Source organism: Butyrivibrio sp. INlla18 (genome assembly GCF_900103635.1).
In the GTDB taxonomy this organism is placed as follows: domain Bacteria; phylum Bacillota; class Clostridia; order Lachnospirales; family Lachnospiraceae; genus Butyrivibrio.
This window is the reverse complement of record NZ_FMXK01000005.1, coordinates 243,073-263,664: the sequence shown is the minus strand read 5'-3', so window position 1 is coordinate 263,664 and position 20,592 is coordinate 243,073. Positions and strand designations below refer to the sequence as shown.

The window sequence follows — 20,592 nt, the reverse complement described above, 5'->3', positions numbered from 1 at the left end:
ATATATTGAACGTAAAGCTTTGACTAGCGGGGGAAGACAATGGGAGAGACGAAAAAAGTTCTTTTTGCACGCAATCTGATATGCGTGTGCGTTGAAAATGATAGAGATGGGGATCTGCAGGGGGAACTGTGGCATCAGTATTCAGATGACCCAATAGTGTTTAATAGCGTCGCTGATATGCTTGTTGGAATGGATGCGCTTTATGATCACTGGGACTTTCCCCAGAAAGCCCTGGAAAATAGAGAGTTCTATTCAAGTAAAAAAAGCGAAGAACTTCCTCAACCAGATAAGCTTGTGATAGATGAGATCCAAAAGAAATTTGGAACCAGGAACATTCAGAACAAGAAGGGAAGTCTTGGAACATTTGTAGTTCAGGTTTCATACAGGCAGAAGGCTACCTGGCAGGGACGTGTCATCTATTCAGAAGAAAACGAGCAGTATGACTTTACTAGCGCCAAGGCACTTGTAGAATTAATGGACCAGAAGGTTCATGAAGGAAGGTAAGATTTTATAAATGAAGAAGATCAAAATACATGCAAGGAGAATAGCCCTTGCATTTATTATGCTGGTAATTATCCTTGCTGCCTCGTTCAAGATCTATACCAGCAATTACTACAGAGAAGATAAGGGTATTGTAGACGAGATTGCTGATGAGTATAAAGACAAGGTAAATGCCTATTCTGATGAAAATGGCATGGTATTTATACCTCATGGGCAGGAAATTAAGGCAGTAATTGTCTTTTATCCAGGCGGAAAGGTTGAGTATACCTCTTACAGCGGCTTTATGTATGAGCTTGCAAGTAGGGGGATTGTATGTATCTTGCCTAGAATGCCTGAGAATCTGGCATTCCTTAGGGTAAATGCGGTTGAAGTCATTACAGGTAACAGGCAAGAGGAAACTTCATCGGTAGGCGCTTGTGACTGGTATCTTGCAGGACATTCCCTTGGGGGAGTAGCAGCGTCAACCTATATCAGCGAGCATGCTGAGGACTATACGGGACTTATCCTGTGTGGTTCTTATCCATCAGATGACCTTTCTGACAAGGAACTGAGGCTATTGTCTATATATGGCTCTGAAGATCATGTCATTAACATGGAAAACTACGAGAATGCCAAGTCTCTTTGGCCATCCGATTCGACAGAGTTCGTTATATATGGCGGAATTCACTCATATTTTGGAAGCTACGGCATTCAGGACGGCGACGGAGAGCCAACAATCACTAATAGAGAGCAGATGCAAAAAGCTGCCGATATCATCGTGGAGTGGATTGAAAAGTCAGATGTGGATCCAGAAGGTACCTACGACAGCAAGGAAGATGTTGCTTTATATCTTCAGACTTTTGGTAAGCTCCCGTCTAATTACATGACCAAGAAAGAAGCTAAAAAGCTTGGATGGACAGGGGGCTCTCTGGAAGAATATGCACCTGGTATGTGCATTGGAGGAGACTACTTTGGTAACTACGAGGGCAAACTTCCTCAGGACAAGACGTACCATGAGTGCGACATAGATACTCGCGGCAAGAGTAGCCGCGGAGCCAAGAGGATCATCTATTCAGATGATGGCTACATTTACTACACAGAAGATCACTATGAGACTTTTGAACTTTTATATGAGCCGGTGGAGTAACCTATGGAGAAGGTTTTTTATTTGAATCTAACAGGTATTTCAACTACAGATGAACTTCAGGATTATTTGGTAAAAGAGCTGCCTCTTCCGGAGTACTACGGAAGGAATCTTGATGCGCTTTATGACGCTCTGACAGAGGCAGGAGATGATTGGAATATTATCTTTTACAATATCTCGGGAGCAGAAGAAAAACTTGGTCAATATTTCGATAATATTAAGAGAGTTTGCAGTGATGCGTGTTTAGAAAACCATAAGCTAAAAGTTCGCTTTTATTTATGATTTATTGCATGTAATGTGATAAAATAAACGAAATAGCAATAATTGACAAAATGATTATTATTTCGTAAACTGAGTTGGTGTCCTGATAAAAGGGAGTAGCTGGTCAACAGATATGTTGGCTGCCGGATCCGTCAAGACGATGTTTGGTAACATCCGAGTCCGGCCTAAGGTTAGATTTTTTGATGACTGACAGCAAGACTTTTATCATAGCTTTTGCTATGGTAAGAGTCTTTTTTTATGAATATAAGGCCCTGCCATAAGAAAAATAAAGAGGAGATTTTTATGAAAACACTGGCAATCATTCTATTTATTGTTATGTACGCTCTTTTGATCATTTTGCCAAAAAGACGTGCTATCGTAGCCCTTTGCACAGCGGCTATCTTTGTTATTACAGGAATACTTCCTATAACAGAAGTCTTTGGAGCAGTAGATTGGAACGTACTTATGATGCTTTTTGGAACTATGGTGATCGTTGATTACTTCATAGAATCCAAGATGCCAAATCTTATTGCTGATAAGATTTTGGAACTTGCCCCAAATGTTATGTGGGTAACGATTTTTATGTCATTATTTGCAGGAATCATTTCAGCATTTATCGATAATGTAGCAACACTTCTCATGGTTGCTCCTGTTGGACTTGCTATCTGCAAGAAACTTAAGATATCACCTGTACCAATGATCATCTGTATCGCAGTTTCATCAAACCTTCAGGGAGCTGCTACGCTGGTTGGCGATACAACATCTATCATGCTTGCCGGCGCAGCCAAGATGGACTTTAACGACTTCTTCTGGATGCAGGGCAAGCCTGGTATGTTCTTTGCAGTAGAGCTTGGCGCTCTTTGTACAGTACCTATCATGATGTACATCTTCCGCAAGGACAAAGAGCCTGTTAAGTCAGATGAGCATACAGAGGTAACTGATTATATTCCAACTATCACAATGCTTGGACACGTGGTATTTCTCATTGTTGCTTCATTCTTCCCAAATAAGCCAGACATCACAAACGGTGTTATCTGTATGGTTTGGGGTATCATCAATATTGTTTGGGAGATCATTGCCAGCAAGAGTACAGACAGCATGTGGCATTCACTCAAGGCTATCGACTATGATACAATGCTTCTTTTGTCAGGTCTTTTCTGTGTAATTGCAGGTATCACAAACGTTGGACTTATTGATGACATCGCTCAGCTAATGGCAAGCGCAGGAAAGGGCAACGTATTCCTTCTTTACACTGTTATCGTATTTGGATCAGTTGCTGTATCAGCATTTATTGATAATATTCCTTATGTAGCAACTATGCTTCCTGTATTATCAAGTCTTGCTGCTGTTATGACAGTTAATCCACTTCTTCTTTACTTTGGCCTTTTAGTTGGAGCAACACTTGGCGGAAACCTTACACCTATCGGTGCATCTGCTAATATTGCTGGTGTGGGAATGCTTAGAAAAGAAGGATACGAAGTATCCTTCGGAGATTTCATGAAGATTGGTGTTCCATTCACAATGACAGCTGTAATTGTGGGATATCTCTTTGTTTGGATCTTCTATGCTTAAATATTTTGATCAGTTTACAGCCATCATCCTTTAATGGGATGATGGCTTTTTTTGTTATATATTCGAGAAAAATGGGACGGCATGTGATATACTACTGAAATATGAATGTGTAAAAAGAAAGGCAATGATCATGAAGAAAATATCAGATAGAATGCTCGATTTCATAGACGTTTCACCAACATGTTTTCATGTGGTTGAGAACCTCAAAAAAGAGCTTGTTAAAAATGGTTACACAGAGCTCGATGAAAAGAAAGAATGGAAGCTCAAAAAGGGCAAATATTTTGTTACAAGAAATGATTCATCAATTATTTCTTTCAGAATTCCAAAGAAGGACTTCAAGGGCTTTTATATGATCGCAAGCCACAGCGATTCTCCTTCATTTAAGATCAAGGAAAATCCTGAAATGGAGGCTTCAGGAGCTTACGTTAAGCTCAATGTTGAAAAATATGGCGGAATGCTCTGCGCACCTTGGTTTGACAGACCATTATCTGTTGCAGGTAGAGTTCTTGTTAAGGACAAGAAAAATGGTATCGTATCCAAGCTTGTAAACGTGGATAGAGACCTTGTAATGCTTCCTTCACTTGCTATTCACATGAATCGTGAGGCCAATGAGGGATACAAGTACAATGCTCAGACAGACATGCTTCCTTTATTTGGTGATGAGACTTCAAAAGATAAGTTTTTTGACCTTATTGCTGAGATCGCAGGGGTCAAGAAAGCTGATATTCTTGGTCATGATCTCTTTTTGTATAACAGAGTTAAGCCTACATACTGGGGCGCAAATGATGAGTATCTTGCAAGCTCAAGACTTGATGATCAGGAGTGCGTATATACTACATTTGAGGGCTTTATGAATTCTAAGGATTCTGAGAACGTGCCTGTTCACTGCGTATTTGACAATGAAGAGGTTGGAAGCGGAACCAAGCAGGGCGCAGCTTCTACATTCCTCAAGGATACACTTACAAGGATCAACGAGGCTCTTGGAAGAACTAACCAGCAGTACTTTACAGCTATTGCAAACAGCTTCATGATCTCAGCTGACAATGCTCACGCTGTACATCCAAATCATGCTGAGAAGGCTGATCCAGTAAACAAGCCAGTAATGAACAAGGGTATTGTTATTAAGTACAATGCTAATCAGAGATATACAACAGATGCTGTATCTGCAGCATTTTTCAAGGATGTCTGCAACAAGGCTAAGGTGCCTTATCAGACATTTACTAACCGTTCAGACATCGCAGGTGGTTCAACACTTGGCAATATCTCAACAACTCAGGTTGCAGTTAACACAGTAGATATCGGACTTGCACAACTTGCTATGCACTCTCCATACGAGTCAGCAGGTAGCAAGGATCCAGAGTATCTTGCTAAGGCTGCACAGACATTCTACGGAATGTGATATTGGGGATCAGAGAAATATATAAGTATTAGGAAAGAGGAATAAATGGGTATTTTTAACTTATTCGGTGGAAAAAAGGGTGAGGACGACGCTGTCAAGGCAGAGCAGGAGCTTGCCGTAAAAAAGGAAAAGACTATAGAGGAAATTAAAGAGGCACATGCAGACCTTTCTTGGCCTGTGATCCAGAAGATCAATCCTGTAAATGCCAAGGGCACAGAGGAAGTCTTAATGGATGAGACTGTTTCAGACGAGCGCAAGGACGAGATCGGACCTTATATCTACGAGGAGGAGATCTCAGCAGATACTATTAAGTCATTATCTAGCCAGGAACTACTGTTTCTTTTAACAGCTCTGGAAGTATATCACAAGAAATCTCCACTTCCTGGCTTTGAAAAGAACCACAGAAACATCTACAACGAAGTACTTGGAAGAGTGAGAGATGCAGAGTATCTGTACGTTCTCTACGACGCAGCAACAGGTTATCCTTTCATTGATCATGGTTTTGGAAATGTTTACCTCGAAGAGGAGATTGCAAATAAGGCAGTAGAGCTTTTTGCCAAGCAGTTTAGAAGACTTGTTGTTAGAAAGTGCAAGGTTGAGAATGACCAGCTTCCAACTAATGTTAAGAGAGGATTCTTTGATTACCTCTATTACATTGGAATTGACAATCTTGTGGTTGATAACGGCGCTTACAGAGCGAGATTTAAGAGAACTGAGATCGTAGCTTCTCCTATGGACTGGAACAATGACAAGAAGGACACTTCTCCAGTTAACCCAGCTCTTAACTTTGCTATGCTTGATTTCCTTGGGGAAGTTAAGTGGCCTGTAAACTATGAGAAGAGACCTGAGATCGTTAAGGCCAAAGAGATGAGAATGATTTCTCTTATTCGTTCAGGAAGCTTCATTGTTCCTATGCAGCACGAAGGCCCTGTTGAGACTACAGAAGATGGCAGAATGAAGATGGGTAAGGACACCAAGATCAAGTTCCTTATCGTCAAGGATCCAAATGGCAAGCAGTTCCTTCCAATCTACACTGACGCCATTGAATTTACCAAGAAACTTGCTGGTCCAGAGTGGAACGCAGCAGTATTTAAATATCAGGATATCCTTAAGTTCGTTCAGGACAAGGATGGAATCAGCATCAATCCTGCAGGACAGGGCATCATGATCCCTAAGGACAGGATGATGGCTATCGAGATGGCTGGCCAGCAGGTTGAAGCCATGAAGGCCGCAGCCAAGGCAGCAGGTGCCAAGGGCGCAGCTAAAGGCGCAGTTGCAGGCACTCCAGAGGATGATATCGTCAAGAGTGCACTTAACCAGGCAATGGCAGAACTTAATAGCAATAAGTGATTTACAAAATGAGCCCTAGGGACGGAGGTTAGGGCTCATTTTTTGTAGGAAGGACAGGATGAATATGGACGGAATTAAATGGCTATTTTTTGATATGGGTTCTACGCTTTTGGATGAGACAGGCGTCTACGAAGATATTTTTCATAAGATTGCAGTAGCAGCGAATGTTTCAGAGGATTTGGTAAAAGAGAAAGCGACAGAGTTCTACAAGCAAAATAAAAAGGGCGATAAAGAAGTAGTAAAGATTTATAGAATTGAGAGCCCTAAGTGGAACCCTGGGCTAGAGAGGTTGTATGGTGATACAGAAGCGGCTTTGATCGAGCTAAAGAAAAAATACAAGATTGGCATTATTGCCAATCAGATGTATGGGTCAGAAGGCAGACTTGAGAATTTCGGCATCAGGAAGTATCTTGATGTGATCGTAGCCTCCGCTGAGGAAGGTGTTGAGAAGCCTGACAGAAGAATATTTGATATCGCTCTTGAAAGAGCAGGCTGCAAGCCAAGTGAAGCGGTTATGATAGGTGATAGGATTGATAATGACATCGTTCCAGCCAAAAGGCTTGGTATGAAAACTGTCTGGATCAAGCAGGGATTTGGAAGATATTGGAAGCTTGAAGGCAAGGAGCAGGTTCCGGATTATGAGGTGGAGAGTTTGACGGAACTTGTGGAGGCTCTTAAATAATGAGCCCTAGGGACGGAGGTTAGGGCTCATTTTTTGTGAAATCAATTGACATATATTTATCACATTGCTATATTTGACTTGCACTGTATTCGGGATGCCCGAAACGGTAGCTTTTTTCTAAAGGAGAATTAAATATGGATAACACATCAATGCTTGGCCGCAAGACTACAGAGGAGTCAGTCGGACTTAGCAGCAAGACACGTTTCATGGTGGAGACTGCCCTTATGATCGCAATCGTTCTGATCATGGGTAATACCGTTCTCGGTACAATTCCTACACCAATTCTGAAGGCTTCTATCGTAACTGTACCAGTTGCTTTAGCAGCAATGCTCATCGGACCACAGGCAGGTATCATCTGCGGATTAGTTTTTGGTCTTAACAGCTTTGTTGGAGCCTTTACAGGATCTAGCGCAATGCTTTCTACACTTTTTTCAATCAATCCAATTGGAGCATTTTTTACAGCAGTAGTAGCAAGAGTTTTGGATGCTACACTTGTAAGCTACATTTACAAAGCTCTTCACAGAGGCAAGCTTAAGCAGGCTTCTTACTACATCGCTGGTGCTCTTATGCCAATCTTTAACACAGTATTTTTCATGGGCATTCTTTGCCTCTTTTTCTATAACACAGAGTATGTTCAGGGCATGGTAACCAAGTACAATGCTACAAGTCCGTTTGCCTTTGTAATTGCCATGGTTGGTGTTCAGGCTGCAGTTGAAACTGTTGTTGGCTGCATCCTTGCTGGTACTCTTGGCGTGGTGCTTTCCAAGGTGCTTCACAGAGGATGAGATTCTTTTCATGGGAAAGATATTAACAGTTGATATAGGAAATTCGAATATTGTTGTGGGTGCGTGGGATGAAGATGCACTTACGTCTACATTCAGGATACAGACTAGGAGAGACTATTCGGTAAAAGAGCTACTTGAAGCCTTTACTGAAAATGGTGTTTGCGTAGCAGAATGTGCCTATGAGGGGGCAATTTTGTCTTCTGTAGTTCCTGAGATAAATGACGTTTGTCTTGACGCGCTTAAAGAGGTTACAGGAAAGAGGCCGCTACTAATGGGGCCTCTTCTTGATACTGAAATTGATCTTTCTAAATATGAACCGGGAAGCATCGGCATGGACCGTATTGTGGATGTGACTGCCGCTGCGACTATGTATGGAGCACCTGTTCTTGTGTGCGACCTTGGAACCTGCACCACTATTACTGTGGCTGATTTAGGTGATGCTAATCATAAAGGCAAGATAATTGGCGGCATGATCTGCCCTGGGGTTCAGCTGTCTTTAAATGCAGAGGCGGAGCATACTTCTCAGCTGCCACAGCTTGTAGCATCTGAGGTAAAAGAACTATTGGGCAAAGATACGCCGTCAAACATGATATCTGGTGCTGTAGCCGGCTGCGGACTGATGCTGTCAGAACTTGCAAAAAGACTTTTGAGTGAAATGCCTGGGCTTAAAGTTGTAGTAACTGGTGGCCTTGGAAAGCTTGTGATTCCATGGATTAAGTGTGAAGCAGAAGTGCATTATGAACCAGATCTATTACTAAGAGGACTTAGAGATATTTTTGTAGCAAATAACTAGGAGATTATGAGATGTTAGAAGGAAAGAATATATTACTTGGAGTAACTGGAGGAATTGCAGCATACAAGACGGCAGATCTTGCTTCTAAGCTGGTTAAACAGCATGCAAATGTTGATGTCATAATGACTGAGAATGCGACCCAGTTTATCACACCTCTTACATTCGAGGCACTGACTCATAATAGGTGCGTTACTGATACTTTTGACAGAAATCATCCTTGGGAAGTTGAGCATATAGCTCTTGCTGATAAAGCTGACGCTCTTGTGATAGCTCCTGCTACAGCAAACTGCATTGCTAAGCTTGCCTGCGGAATCGCAGACGACATGCTGACAACTACAGCTCTTGCCTGTAACTGCATTAAGATAATTGCACCTGCAATGAATACCAAGATGTATGAGAATCCTGTAACTCAGAGGAATTTACAAACATTAAAAGATCTTGGGTATGTGATCGTAACTCCAGGAGATGGCTATCTTGCCTGCGGAACTGTTGGTAAAGGCAGAATGGAAGAACCTGCTAAGATTTTAGAGACTATAGTAAGCGAAGTTTCTTTTACCAAGGATATGGAAGGATTAAAGGTCCTCGTAACGGCGGGGCCTACAAGGGAGGCTATCGATCCTGTAAGATATATTACAAATCATTCAACTGGTAAGATGGGCGTAGCCCTTGCCAAGGCAGCAGCAAAGAGAGGTGCCAACGTCACGCTTGTTGCTGGGCCAATAGATATCGATATTCCATCATATGTAAATGTTGTGAGGATAACTTCTGCGGCTGATATGTTCTGTGAGGTTACAAGTAGAGCGAACGAGCAGGACATTATCATCAAAGCAGCTGCTGTTGCAGACTATACACCAGTGACTTGCGCAGATAATAAGATAAAAAAATCAGAGGATGGCTCAGATCTTGCAATCAGCCTCAAGAGAACAGAAGATATTCTTGCTTGGCTTGGAGAGCACAAGAAGAAAGGACAGATCCTTTGCGGATTTTCTATGGAGACTGAAAATATGGTTGAGAACTCCAAAAAGAAGCTCCAGAAAAAGAATCTTGATATGATATGCGCTAATAATCTTAAGACTCCAGGAGCTGGTTTTGGCGTAGATACTAATGTCATAACTCTTTTAACAAAAGATAACGAAACTCAGCTTGAACTCATGAGTAAGGATGAGGCGGCGAAGGAAATCCTAAATGCAATTTTGAAACTAAAATGAGCCGCAACCTCCGTCCCTAGGGCTCATTAAATGAGCCGCAACCTCCGTCCCTAGGGCTCATTTTGGTGGACATAAATTAAAATCAATAGAAGACGATAAGTTTTCCTTAATTGTGCTATTGGCCCATGGCTCTTATGATTAATCCATAAGATATGTAAGCTGTTTGCGGTTAATTATGAGAGAGGGAAAATTTATGTCTAACATACTTGCATTCGGAGATTCAAATACTTGGGGACTCATCCCTGGCACCACAGAGAGATACGCCTGGGGCACCAGATGGACAAGTCTTGTACAGGAAGAATTGAGGGATAATGCGAGAATAATCGAGGATGGGCTCTGCGGCAGGACCACAGTGTTTGAGGATCAGCTCAGACCTTTTAGGAAGGGCGCTGAGATATTGTCACTATCACTTGAGAGCAACTATCCATTGGACGCTGCAATCATCATGCTTGGTACTAATGACTGCAAAAAGAGATTTGGTACTAATCCGCATATCATTGGCAGAGGCCTTGAGATCTGCCTCGATGTTTTGGAAAAATACGTTGCTCCTGAGAATATCCTTGTGGTGTCTCCAATTGAGCTTGGTGCTGAGGTTTGGAGACCGGAAAAAGATCCTGAGTTTGACTCTTTTTCTGTTGAGACCAGTAAAGGCCTTAAAGAGGAGTATCAGCGCATTGCTTCTAAAAGAGGCAATCAGTTCCTTGCTGCATCTGATTTTGCGATGCCTAGCAGCGTAGATGACGAGCATATGGACGAAGGCGGACATAGCAGACTTGCAAACGCAGTTGTGAAGAAGCTTCATGATATGAAGGTTGCATGAAGCGTTTTTGTCAAAAAAGATAATAAAAAGTGCTAAACAGGCTAAGAATTGTTTGAATCCTTAGCCTGTTTTTTGTTATAGTTGTTAAGTGGGCTCATACGCTGGCTCACAGCTTATATGTATAGGAGAGAGTTGGGGAATGGAACAAATAGAAGAAAAGAAAAAGAAAAGCCCATATAGGGCGCTGATCTGTATACCTATTATGTTAGCATTATTTGTGTGTAGCATTTTTTTGGGTATGTATGCGGACGTACATTTGATACCTTGGAATCCCGAGGCTCATGGACATCCAATACCAGTATTATCAATAATTCTTCCAGGCTTAACGCTTGTAGTTGGGGCAGTTGTTAGTTTGATCTCAATCATAGTAACTATAGTCAGATGCTTGAAAAAATGAGCCACAGGGACGGAGGTTTGGGCTCATTTTCGGAGGAGAAAAAAGATGGCACAGCAGAATATTTTTGACAACGAAACTTTTTTTGACGGTTACAAGAAACTTAGAGCTGGTGAGAAGAACGCCAATGACCTCTTTGAGATTCCAGTTCTTTTCTCACTTCTTCCAGACATGAAGGGAAAAAGAGTCTTAGATCTTGGCTGCGGATTTGGCGAGCATTGCAAGGAGTATGTTCGTATGGGAGCTGAGAGAGTTTATGGCATAGACATTTCTGAAAAGATGCTTGAAGTAGCAAGAAAAGAAAACAGCGATCCAAAGATCACCTATGAACTTATGCCAATCGAGGATATTGGCAAGATCACTGAGAAGTTTGACATAGTCATCAGTTCACTGGCATTCCATTATGTTGAAGACTTTTCGGGAGCAGTGAAGACTATTAATAGCCTTTTAGCTGATGGCGGCCAGTTTATCTTTTCCCAGGAGCATCCATTTAGTACCTGCTTTAGCGGCGGCGAGAGATGGACAAGAGATGAGAATGGCGAAAAGATCTATCTCAACCTTAAGGGCTACGGATACGAAAGAGAGAATGAGAGTAGCTGGTTTGTAGATAATATAAAGAAATATCACAGGATGTTCTCAACTATCGTTAATACATTAGTTGAAGGCGGATTTATCATTGATAAGATGATGGAGCCACTTCCAAATGATGAGATACTGGCGAAGTATCCTGATTACACAGATCTATATCACAAGCCGGATTTCCTGATAATTCGCGCAAGTAAAAAATGAGCCACTAACCCCGTCCCTGGGGACCAAAAAATGAGCCCTAACCTCCGTCCCTAGGGTTCATTTTTTTTATTATTGTGATAGAATATTCGAGCGGGTAAAAAGTAAGAGAGGAATTAATTAGTTTGAGTTTTTCACAGATTATCGAGAAGATAGACAGTTTTTTGTGGGGATGGCCACTTATCATACTTTTATTTGGAACACATTTGTTTATGACATTTAGAACAGGATTTATACAGAAAGACATTTTTAAAGCAATCAAGCTCTCTGTAACAAAAGATCCTGATGTAGAAGGTGATGTATCACAGTTTGGAGCTCTTACTACAGCTCTTTCATCTACAATTGGAACAGGTAATATCATCGGTGTTGGTACAGCTATCGCACTGGGCGGACCCGGAGCGGTTTTGTGGATGTGGCTTACAGGTATCTTTGGTATAGCTACCAAGTACGCAGAGACCTTGATCTCAGTTAAATACAGGGTTAAGAGTGAGGATGGTTCCATGATCGGCGGAGCTATGTACGCTCTTGATAGAGGACTTAACAAAAAATATCTTGGCATTATCTTTGCATTTCTTGCAGCTGTATGCGCCTTTGGAATTGGCTGCATGGTGCAGGCAAATGCTATAGTAACTAATATCAGACAGAACTTTTCTGGTGATGAGCACACTGACAAGATGATAATGTACGGAACAGCAATTTTCCTTTGCGTTGTAGTTGGACTTGTAATCCTTGGCGGCATCAAGTCTATCACTAAGGTTTCTGAAAGACTTGTGCCTTTCATGGCTCTTTTCTATATTGTTGGATGTCTTGCAATCCTTGTGATGAATGCTGACGTTCTTGGTGAGACTATTCTTACTATTATTGGTTCTGCAGTTACTACCAAGGCTGCAGGCGGCGGATTTGTGGGAAGCACAGTGGCGATTGCGTGCAGATACGGTTTTGCGAGAGGTCTTTTCTCAAATGAATCAGGAATGGGATCTGCTCCACTTGTAGCATCTGCGGCACAAACTAGAAACCCTAAGAGACAGGCTCTTGTATCAATGACAGGTACTTTCTGGGATACAGTTGTTGTATGTCTTATGACTGGACTTGTTCTCGTTTCAAGTATCATCAAGAATCCTAGCATTGATGCACTTTCTGGCAATGGTTCAGAGCTTACATCTCTTGCATTTGGCAGAATTCCTGTGATCGGGGTTCCTGTACTTGTTATAGGTCTTATCACATTTTCATTTTCTACGATCCTTGGCTGGTACTACTATGGTGAGCGCTGCGCTGTTTATCTTTTTGGAGAAAAAGTCATCATCATCTACAAGTGTCTGTGGGTGGCTGCAGTATTTGTTGGCTCTGTTGTGGAACTTAACCTTATTTGGAATATCGCGGACCTTTTCAATGGGCTTATGGCAATCCCTAACATTATTGCGGTGCTTCTTTTATCTGATGTTATAGCAAAAGAGACTCAGAAGTACTCAGGGGAGCACCTAGAAGATAAGGACGAAACTGAGATTCCAACTGTAAAAAATTCTCAAAATGGAGTTTTGCTATAAACAATTAAAGATAGTTGACGATATATTAGATAGCAATGGAAATGCGTGTCTTTTCAATGGATTGATGATCCGTAGGAAGGGCACGTTTTTGTTTTCTATTAGGAGGGCTTTGGTGTATGGGATTTAGTGTAATTGGTAGTGACTTGATTTCACCGATAGCTGATAATACTGGGGTAAAAGAAAAACCGATGAAATCTCTTGGGGCTTCAGACAGCTTTGCGTCTAAACTTCAGGCAGAAACTAAAAAGAAATGTCCTTACAATTTCCTTACCAAGGATGGGGTTATTAATTACAAGGGCGTTACTTTTGTGTGTGATTATAAGCAGAACGCTATAACCCTTGGAAATATGTATGAAAAGGATAAGGTTATCAAGATTGCGCTTCCAAGCGGCGGTAGTCTTCATGTGAATATTGATAACATTGATCAGCTTGCTCAGGCTGCAGATATGTTTACTCCTGAAGATCTAAATGCCATCATGCGCGCAATCCACGAATACAATCATTGCACCAGAAAGCGCTATGAGATTGAGGAAGAAAAATCTGAGACTATAGACGAAGCTGCTGAAAATGATCAGGTAAAAGAAGAACAAAAAGAGCCTGAGATTGAGGAAGAAGCTCTGATTTCAAGAATAAATGCCTACAGGATTGATCAGTATTATGAGCTGTTTCATAGAGATGAGAAAAAAGTGGCAAATATGCTGATATGATAATTTATTGATTGTTATGTCTGAAAAGCTTTAGGCTGTGCGGCCTAGGGCTTTTCTTTTTGCGTTAAGTAGCATAAAATAAGCTAAATATATTGATACTGAGTTTTGTTGCAGATTTGGAGAGGATAGAGGGAGACTAGATGGAAAATTACTTACAAGAAACTAAGATGCTTGATTTTTCGAATCACGACATTCAGGAACTGGTTGCAACAAGAGGCTGGAAGGAATTAGGTACATTTGATTGCCTTAAGTCTATCTATAACTATGTCAGAGATGAAATTCTTTTTGGCTACAACGTTGATGACAGCATTCCTGCGTCAAAGGTATTAAAGGATGGATTCGGCCAGTGTAATACAAAGGGAACTCTTTTCATGGCTCTTTTACGTGCCTGCGGAATTCCTTGCAGAGTTCATGGATTTACTATTGACAAGGAACTGCAAAAGGGCGCTATGACAGGCTTTGTCTATAGGAACGCACCTCAGAATGTGTTCCACAGCTGGGTTGAAGTATATTTTGAAGATAATTGGTATGAACTTGAGGCCTTTATTCTGGACAAGACTTATCTTAATAAGCTCCAGAATCAGCATCCTGAGTGCAATGGCGCGTTCTGCGGATATGGTGTTGCGGTAAAAGACTTTAAGAACCCAGTGATAGATTTTGACAGAAACAATACATATATTCAAAGCGAAGGCATAAATCAGGACTTTGGAGTTTACGATTGCCCTGACGAACTTCTTAAGGCGCATCATCAGGAAATGTCAGCCTTTAAGGCATTTGCATATAGGAATCTTGGAAGGCACCTGATGAATCATAATGTTAGCAAGATCAGAAATTCATAAATTGGTAAAGAAAAGACTGACACAGTAAGACGTGGTATGGGATTTATAGAATGACAGGAGATAGCCGCATGGAGTACAGGAAAGCTACAATAGATGATCTTGATATGCTTGTTAGTACTAGGATTATGGTCCTTCGCGCTGCAAATAAGCTTGATGACAGTGTTGATATGTCAGAAGTGGAGCGTGAATCAAGAGATTATTATGCGAAAGCTCTTTTAGATGGAAGTCAGACTGCATATCTTGTATTTGATGAAGGTGAATTTGTAGGTGCTGGTGGCGTGAGCTATTTTAGAGTTATGCCTACGTATCATAATCCTACGGGTAAAAAAGCCTATATTATGAATATGTACACTGCACCAGATCATAGAAGACGTGGCATAGCTTTTAATACGCTTGATCTTTTGGTGAAGGATGCAAAGGCTCAGGGTGTGTCTGCTATTTCATTAGAGGCTACTGACATGGGCAGGCCATTATATGAGAAATATGGATTTGTGAAGATGAATGATGAGATGGAACTTGTTGGAGGAGTATTATGAAAAAAGTAAGGATGATTCTGTGCGGAAGTGTTGAGCCAAGTAGCCAGAATCAGGATGAAAATGTAGGAGTTGTTTCTTTCGTCTATGTTTCTGAAGATGAGCAGGGTGTGAAGAGTAAACTAGAAGAACTTCAGAAGGTAAATCCTGAGAATTTTTATATGGAATACGAGGTTCCACTTGATCAGGACTTGACGGAACTTGGGCATTATCCATCTATTGAAATTTCAAAAGAAGATTTGGGGTGAAGATGGATAACAAGAGTAGATATTATTGTGCATACGAGGAACGGTACAAAGCAGTACATAAACAAGGTTATAGCTGGGCTAGTGAAAAAGACACGCCTGTAGTGCTGGATATGATTTGCAAGTATGGCATAAGTAAACAGCAAAAAATCTTGGAAATTGGTTGTGGAGAAGGACGAGATTCAAAATCTGTATTAGAAAGCGGATATAAATTACTTGCAACTGATATTTCTGAAGAAGCTATTAACTATTGCAAGAAAACAATGCCTGGATTTGCGGATAACTTTAGTGTGTTGGATTGTTTGTCAGATACGCTCTGCGATAATTTTGATTTCATTTATGCAGTTGCTGTTGTTCATATGCTTGTTTTAGATGAAGATCGCAATGGCTTTTATAGATTTGTCTTTGATCATCTTAATGATGATGGCTTAGCGCTTATCTGTACTATGGGGGATGGAGATATGGAGGTTTCATCCGATATTACTAAAGCGTTTGATATTCAAGAGAGAAATCATGAGTCAGGTAAGATGATGGTTGCAGCTACATCATGCAGAATGGTTTCATTTGATACATTTGAAAAAGAGATAATTAGGAATGATTTTGAAATAGTTGAGAAGGGAATTACTAGTTCACTTCCGGATTTTGATAAATTGATGTATGCAGTTGTTAGGAAGAAATAAAAAGAAGTTACAAGTCGGAATATCCATCTTGGCAGGAGTAGTTATTTTTTGTATTAGGGCTTTTGTACTCTAAAATGAAGGCAATATGAGGAATTTTTCAATTATTCTTCACCCTTTTGGGCTGTTTTAACCCCTTTTTTCAAGCTTGATTTTCAATGACGTAAGGCTTTTTCAAATTCTTTACCCATAATTAGGAGTTTAGGGGTAAAGATTAGCGGGAAATGTTTCAATATTGACAAAATTTAGCGGCAAGAGCCAAACGCCAAGAGCTAAACGCCCAGAGTCGCCGAGCGCCAAGCTCCAAAGCTAGGAAGTCCCCTTGCGTTTTTACTAAATAGCTTGTTTATGAACGGATAATAGTCTACAATGGTATTACAGTAGGCTATTGTCCGTATTTTTGTCTTATACATAGAAGAGCAGCACGCTTTTTTACTAGGAGAAGAAATTATGTTAGACAGGCTATTAGGTGATTATCTTGTTAAGGAACAGCTCCTGACACCGGGGCAGCTAAATGAGGCGTACAAGATTCAGGACTCCCACAGAGCTAAGCTTGGAGTCATTGCTGTTAATGAGAAGCTTATGTCTATAGCTCAGGCCGAGCAGGTTAATATGCTGCAGGCTACTATGGATATGCGCTTTGGTGATATCGCTGTTGACAAGGGATATCTGACTGAAACTCAGGTGGGAAGACTGCTAGAGCTTCAGGGTAATTCTTATCTTGCATTTCTGCAGGCCATTGTTGATCTTGGCTTTCTTTCCGTTGAACAACTTCATGAAGCAGAAGACAAATACCAGATGGAGCATGGCTTCACGGAAACCGATATGGCAACTCTTAAGTCTGGTGAAGTAGATAGGATGGTTCCTATTTTCCTAAAGACTGAAAATGAGCAACTTGTAAGGATGTTCTCCATGGGAGTCAAAAACCTTTATAGACTGGTTGATAATCATGTCTATGTTGGAGAAGCTTCTTTTACCACGTCTGTAAATGAGGAAGTTCTGGGATATCAGAAGTTCCATCAGGATGAAAAAGCCTTTGTAGCAATTGCAGGCAAATATGACGACGTGCAGAAGATGGCAGTTGCATATACCAAGGAAGAATTTATTGATACTAGAGAGGATGCGCTGGATGCAGTCTGCGAGCTTATCAACTGTATCAATGGTCTCTATGCCACAGCCAGAAGCCAGCAGGAATCAAAGATTGAGCTTGAGCCACCGGATTTTTATGTGAATCATCAGGAAGTAACAAGCGAGGAGATCATGGTGCTTCCAGTTCATATCAGTGGAGCACAGATAAAATATATTATTTCAGTTAAGGGCGATACTAACATCTGATGGAGGACAAAATATGAAAAACGTGCTGATAGTTGATGATTCCAGAACATCCAGAAGGGTTTTGAGGGATATATTAGAAAGAGCTGGCTACAAGATCGTAGGCGAAGCTGTAAACGGCAGAGAGGGTTTTGATAGCTATGTTAAGCTCCAGCCTGACATTGTGACGATGGATATCACAATGCCTGAGATGGATGGCATTGAGTCACTTAAGCTTATTAAAAAGAGCTTTCCTGACGCCAAGGTTGTTATGATCACGGCAGCAGGACAGAAGGAAAAGATGATGGAGGCATTAAAGCTTGGAGCTGCTGAGTTTGTTTCAAAGCCTTTCATCGAAGAATCAGTTCTTGATGCAATGAAACGTTGCTGATATGTTTATATGAATTTTAGGCCTGATATGAAATTTTAACGTTTCATATCAGGCTTTTTTTGTTAGAATAGGAATAGTTGTGCATTTGTGCATATAGAAAGGTAAAAAAGTGAACAGAAAAGTCCTTATTACTGGAGCTTCCAGAGGAATAGGAAGAGCAATCGCAGAGGCTTTTGCCAAGGAAAAAGACGAGCTCTTTTTAACATGTAAAAAGAATATTGAAGAACTAGGGAAACTATCAAAGAATCTAACTGCAGAGTACGGTGTAACTTGCCACTGTTATAAATGCGATGCTGGCGATTACACGGCGGTAAAAGAAATGTTTTCAGAAATTCCAGATATCGACATCGTAGTCAATAACGCAGGCGTAGCTTTCATAGGTCTTTTGACAGATATGGAAAAAGAAGATTGGGATAGCATGATGTCTACTAATCTTGACTGCCTGTTTAATACCTCCAAGTTTGCGGTTCCTATGATGGTTAAAAAGCATTCAGGAAGGATCATCAACATCACTTCAGTTTGGGGCGAAGTTGGTGCATCATGCGAAGTTGCCTATTCTGCCTCTAAGGGCGGCGTTAACTCTTTTACCAAGGCACTGGCCAAAGAGCTGGCACCAAGCGGAGTGCAGGTTAATGCAATATCCTGCGGTGTCATAGATACAGATATGAACAGAGAGCATCTATCAAAGGAAGATCTTGATGAGCTCTGCGATGAGATTCCTGCTGGAAGAATGGGAGACACAGCTGAAGTAGCTAGCCTTGCGGTGATGCTTGCTGATGCCCCTACTTATATGACAGGACAGATTATTAGGATAGATGGTGGTTGGATCTAATGGTTTTATTTTTTGACGTAGACGGAACAATTTGGGATTACAAGAATTACATACCTGAGAGCACCATAGAAGGCATCAGGAAGGCTAGAAATAACGGACATAAGTGTTTTATCAATTCAGGACGAGCAAGGGCTCATATCAAGCATAAAGACCTTTTAGGCATAGGATTTGATGGAATCGTGTCAGCATGCGGCTGCATGATCGAGTATGGAGACGAAGTTATCTTTAATAAGCTTCTTACTAGGGATGAGTGCATCAGAACAGTTGAGACCATTGGAAGGTATGGATTTAAGCCAATTCTCGAGGGACCAAAGTATCTTTATATGGAATATGAAGATTTCAAGGACGACATGTATGGCATGAAGGTCATGACTGAAATGGGTGACAGGCGCCTTGGAATCAAGGATAACTGGGGTAACTGGGAGATCAACAAGCTCTCCTGTGACACCAATGGTGCGGACAAAGAAAGCTGCTTTAAGGAGCTTGAGGATCTCTATGATGTGATGCTTCACACTGAGAATATCTGCGAGATGGTTCCAAAGGGATTTAATAAAGGTACAGGAATAGAAAAGGTTTGCGAGCTTCTTGGTGAAGATATCAAGAATACTATTGCTTTTGGAGATAGTATCAATGACAAAGAGATGCTCATAACAGCTAATGTGGGCATTGCCATGGGCAGAGCATCAGAGGACGCTAGAAAATACGCAGATGATGTGACTGACTTCCTTGAAAACGACGGAATATACAAGGCATTAGAGAAATACAACATCATTTAATTTTTATTTTAGAAAAAAAGTATTTACAAAAAACGATTTAGTGATAAAATTCGATTGTGCACAATTTAAATTTTGTTTTTTGATTCAAGGAGGCTACTATGTACGATTTAGTTATTGTAGGTTCAGGACCAGCGGGACTTTCAGCAGCAGTATATGCTAAAAGAGCTGGACTTAACATGATCATTATAGAAAAAAATCCAGTGAGCGGAGGCCAGATAATTGATACCTATGAGGTGGATAATTACCTTGGAATCCCAGGAGTTAACGGATTTGACCTTGGTATGAAGTTTAGAGAGCATGCTGATAAGCTTGGCGCAGAGTTTGTTGACGGCGTTGTAACTGGCATTGAATGTGTTTCAGAAGGTACTGATACAAAGGCACCAGTATTTAAGGTTGTAACTGAGGACTCTTCATATGAAACTCACACAGTACTTCTTGCAACAGGTGCCCATCACTCCAAACTTGGCATTCCTGGTGAAGAAGAATACATCGGTAAGGGTGTATCCTACTGTGCAACTTGTGATGGAGCATTCTATAGAGGCAAAGTCACAGCTGTTAACGGCGGCGGTGATGTGGCAGTTGAGGATGCTATATTCCTTGCTAGATTCTGCAGCAAGGTTTACCTCATTCACAGAAGAGATGAGCTCAGAGCAACCAAGATACTCCAGGAGGAGCTCTTTGGACTTGATAACGTGGAAGTCATCTGGGATAGCGTTGTAAAAGAGATCGATGGTGAAGATAAGGTTACTCACCTGCAGATAGAGAACGTTAAGACCAAAGAAATGCAGAAATTCGATGTTGATGGTATATTCGTTGCTATAGGTATACATCCTTCCACAGATCTTTTTGCTGATATTGTTGAACTTGATGAAAAAGGTTATGTAATTGCAGATGAAGATTGTGCAACTTCGAAGGCAGGTGTGTTTGTGGCTGGTGATTCTAGACAAAAGAGATTACGCCAGATCGTTACAGCTGTGGCAGACGGCGCAAACGCTGTTACTGCGGTTCAGGACTTCCTTGTGGGCAAAGAGAAGTGACATGAAAAATTGATAAAATTTGACAA

Annotated in this window: 24 protein-coding genes; all 24 read left to right on the top strand. The window is 41.1% G+C overall.

Features of this window, described 5'->3' with window-relative positions; genetic code table 11:
• Positions 1-39 precede the first annotated feature (39 nt).
• The 24 genes from BLS24_RS04050 (at position 40) to trxB (ending at position 20,566) form a co-directional block, all read left to right on the top strand.
• Positions 40-504 (top strand): hypothetical protein, encoded by a 465-nt coding sequence (locus BLS24_RS04050; RefSeq protein WP_091756356.1) that lies wholly within the window; start codon positions 40-42, stop codon positions 502-504.
• A gap of 10 nt (positions 505-514) precedes the next feature.
• Entirely contained in the window at positions 515-1,627 is a 1,113-nt protein-coding gene (locus BLS24_RS15190) for an alpha/beta hydrolase (RefSeq protein WP_176764321.1), read from the top strand.
• A gap of 3 nt (positions 1,628-1,630) precedes the next feature.
• A complete protein-coding gene (locus tag BLS24_RS04040; RefSeq protein ID WP_091756354.1) occupies positions 1,631-1,906 on the top strand; it encodes a barstar family protein in 276 nt (91 codons plus the stop codon).
• A 282-nt stretch (positions 1,907-2,188) separates the two neighbouring features.
• Entirely contained in the window at positions 2,189-3,457 is a 1,269-nt protein-coding gene (locus BLS24_RS04035) for an ArsB/NhaD family transporter (RefSeq protein ID WP_176764320.1), read from the top strand.
• A gap of 127 nt (positions 3,458-3,584) precedes the next feature.
• Positions 3,585-4,856 (top strand): M18 family aminopeptidase, encoded by a 1,272-nt coding sequence (locus BLS24_RS04030; protein WP_091756402.1) that lies wholly within the window; start codon positions 3,585-3,587, stop codon positions 4,854-4,856.
• A 45-nt stretch (positions 4,857-4,901) separates the two neighbouring features.
• On the top strand, positions 4,902-6,206 hold the full coding sequence (locus tag BLS24_RS04025; protein WP_091756352.1) for an SseB family protein: 1,305 nt from the start codon (positions 4,902-4,904) through the stop codon (positions 6,204-6,206).
• Between the two features lie 64 nt (positions 6,207-6,270).
• Positions 6,271-6,888 carry an HAD family hydrolase gene (locus tag BLS24_RS04020; RefSeq protein WP_242872226.1) on the top strand — a complete coding sequence of 206 codons (618 nt, stop codon included), beginning with the start codon at positions 6,271-6,273 and terminating at the stop codon, positions 6,886-6,888.
• A gap of 134 nt (positions 6,889-7,022) precedes the next feature.
• Positions 7,023-7,673, top strand: a complete 651-nt coding sequence (locus BLS24_RS04015; RefSeq protein ID WP_091756348.1) for an ECF transporter S component — start codon at positions 7,023-7,025, stop codon at positions 7,671-7,673.
• Positions 7,674-7,683: 10 nt separating this feature from the next.
• Positions 7,684-8,466: a type III pantothenate kinase gene (locus BLS24_RS04010; RefSeq protein WP_091756346.1), complete on the top strand. Its 783-nt coding sequence runs from the start codon at positions 7,684-7,686 to the stop codon at positions 8,464-8,466.
• 11 nt (positions 8,467-8,477) lie between these two features.
• Positions 8,478-9,674 carry a bifunctional phosphopantothenoylcysteine decarboxylase/phosphopantothenate--cysteine ligase CoaBC gene (coaBC, locus tag BLS24_RS04005; protein ID WP_091756344.1) on the top strand — a complete coding sequence of 399 codons (1,197 nt, stop codon included), beginning with the start codon at positions 8,478-8,480 and terminating at the stop codon, positions 9,672-9,674.
• A gap of 193 nt (positions 9,675-9,867) precedes the next feature.
• Positions 9,868-10,494 carry a GDSL-type esterase/lipase family protein gene (locus tag BLS24_RS04000; protein ID WP_091756342.1) on the top strand — a complete coding sequence of 209 codons (627 nt, stop codon included), beginning with the start codon at positions 9,868-9,870 and terminating at the stop codon, positions 10,492-10,494.
• A 139-nt stretch (positions 10,495-10,633) separates the two neighbouring features.
• The gene (locus tag BLS24_RS03995; RefSeq protein ID WP_091756340.1) at positions 10,634-10,891 is read left to right on the top strand and encodes a hypothetical protein; all 258 of its coding nucleotides are present in this window, start codon (positions 10,634-10,636) and stop codon (positions 10,889-10,891) included.
• Between the two features lie 45 nt (positions 10,892-10,936).
• Entirely contained in the window at positions 10,937-11,677 is a 741-nt protein-coding gene (locus tag BLS24_RS03990; protein ID WP_091756338.1) for a class I SAM-dependent methyltransferase, read from the top strand.
• Between the two features lie 122 nt (positions 11,678-11,799).
• On the top strand, positions 11,800-13,218 hold the full coding sequence (locus BLS24_RS03985) for an alanine/glycine:cation symporter family protein (RefSeq protein ID WP_242872225.1): 1,419 nt from the start codon (positions 11,800-11,802) through the stop codon (positions 13,216-13,218).
• Positions 13,219-13,334: 116 nt separating this feature from the next.
• Positions 13,335-13,925: a hypothetical protein gene (locus BLS24_RS03980; RefSeq protein WP_091756335.1), complete on the top strand. Its 591-nt coding sequence runs from the start codon at positions 13,335-13,337 to the stop codon at positions 13,923-13,925.
• Between the two features lie 140 nt (positions 13,926-14,065).
• Positions 14,066-14,764 (top strand): transglutaminase-like domain-containing protein, encoded by a 699-nt coding sequence (locus BLS24_RS03975; protein WP_091756333.1) that lies wholly within the window; start codon positions 14,066-14,068, stop codon positions 14,762-14,764.
• Positions 14,765-14,832: 68 nt separating this feature from the next.
• A complete protein-coding gene (locus tag BLS24_RS03970) occupies positions 14,833-15,300 on the top strand; it encodes a GNAT family N-acetyltransferase (RefSeq protein WP_091756330.1) in 468 nt (155 codons plus the stop codon).
• Positions 15,297-15,545 carry a hypothetical protein gene (locus BLS24_RS03965; RefSeq protein WP_091756328.1) on the top strand — a complete coding sequence of 83 codons (249 nt, stop codon included), beginning with the start codon at positions 15,297-15,299 and terminating at the stop codon, positions 15,543-15,545. The genes BLS24_RS03970 and BLS24_RS03965 overlap by 4 nt, the downstream gene beginning before the upstream one ends.
• A 2-nt stretch (positions 15,546-15,547) precedes the next feature.
• A complete protein-coding gene (locus BLS24_RS03960; protein WP_091756326.1) occupies positions 15,548-16,222 on the top strand; it encodes a class I SAM-dependent methyltransferase in 675 nt (224 codons plus the stop codon).
• A 447-nt stretch (positions 16,223-16,669) separates the two neighbouring features.
• Positions 16,670-17,554 (top strand): chemotaxis protein CheX, encoded by an 885-nt coding sequence (locus BLS24_RS03955; RefSeq protein WP_091756324.1) that lies wholly within the window; start codon positions 16,670-16,672, stop codon positions 17,552-17,554.
• A 13-nt stretch (positions 17,555-17,567) separates the two neighbouring features.
• A complete protein-coding gene (locus BLS24_RS03950; protein ID WP_071176890.1) occupies positions 17,568-17,921 on the top strand; it encodes a response regulator in 354 nt (117 codons plus the stop codon).
• A gap of 109 nt (positions 17,922-18,030) precedes the next feature.
• On the top strand, positions 18,031-18,753 hold the full coding sequence (ymfI, locus tag BLS24_RS03945) for an elongation factor P 5-aminopentanone reductase (RefSeq protein ID WP_091756322.1): 723 nt from the start codon (positions 18,031-18,033) through the stop codon (positions 18,751-18,753).
• Entirely contained in the window at positions 18,753-19,529 is a 777-nt protein-coding gene (locus tag BLS24_RS03940) for a Cof-type HAD-IIB family hydrolase (protein ID WP_091756320.1), read from the top strand. Before ymfI ends, BLS24_RS03940 begins: the two co-directional genes overlap by 1 nt.
• A 98-nt stretch (positions 19,530-19,627) precedes the next feature.
• Positions 19,628-20,566 carry a thioredoxin-disulfide reductase gene (gene trxB / locus BLS24_RS03935; protein WP_091756318.1) on the top strand — a complete coding sequence of 313 codons (939 nt, stop codon included), beginning with the start codon at positions 19,628-19,630 and terminating at the stop codon, positions 20,564-20,566.
• Positions 20,567-20,592 lie beyond the last annotated feature (26 nt).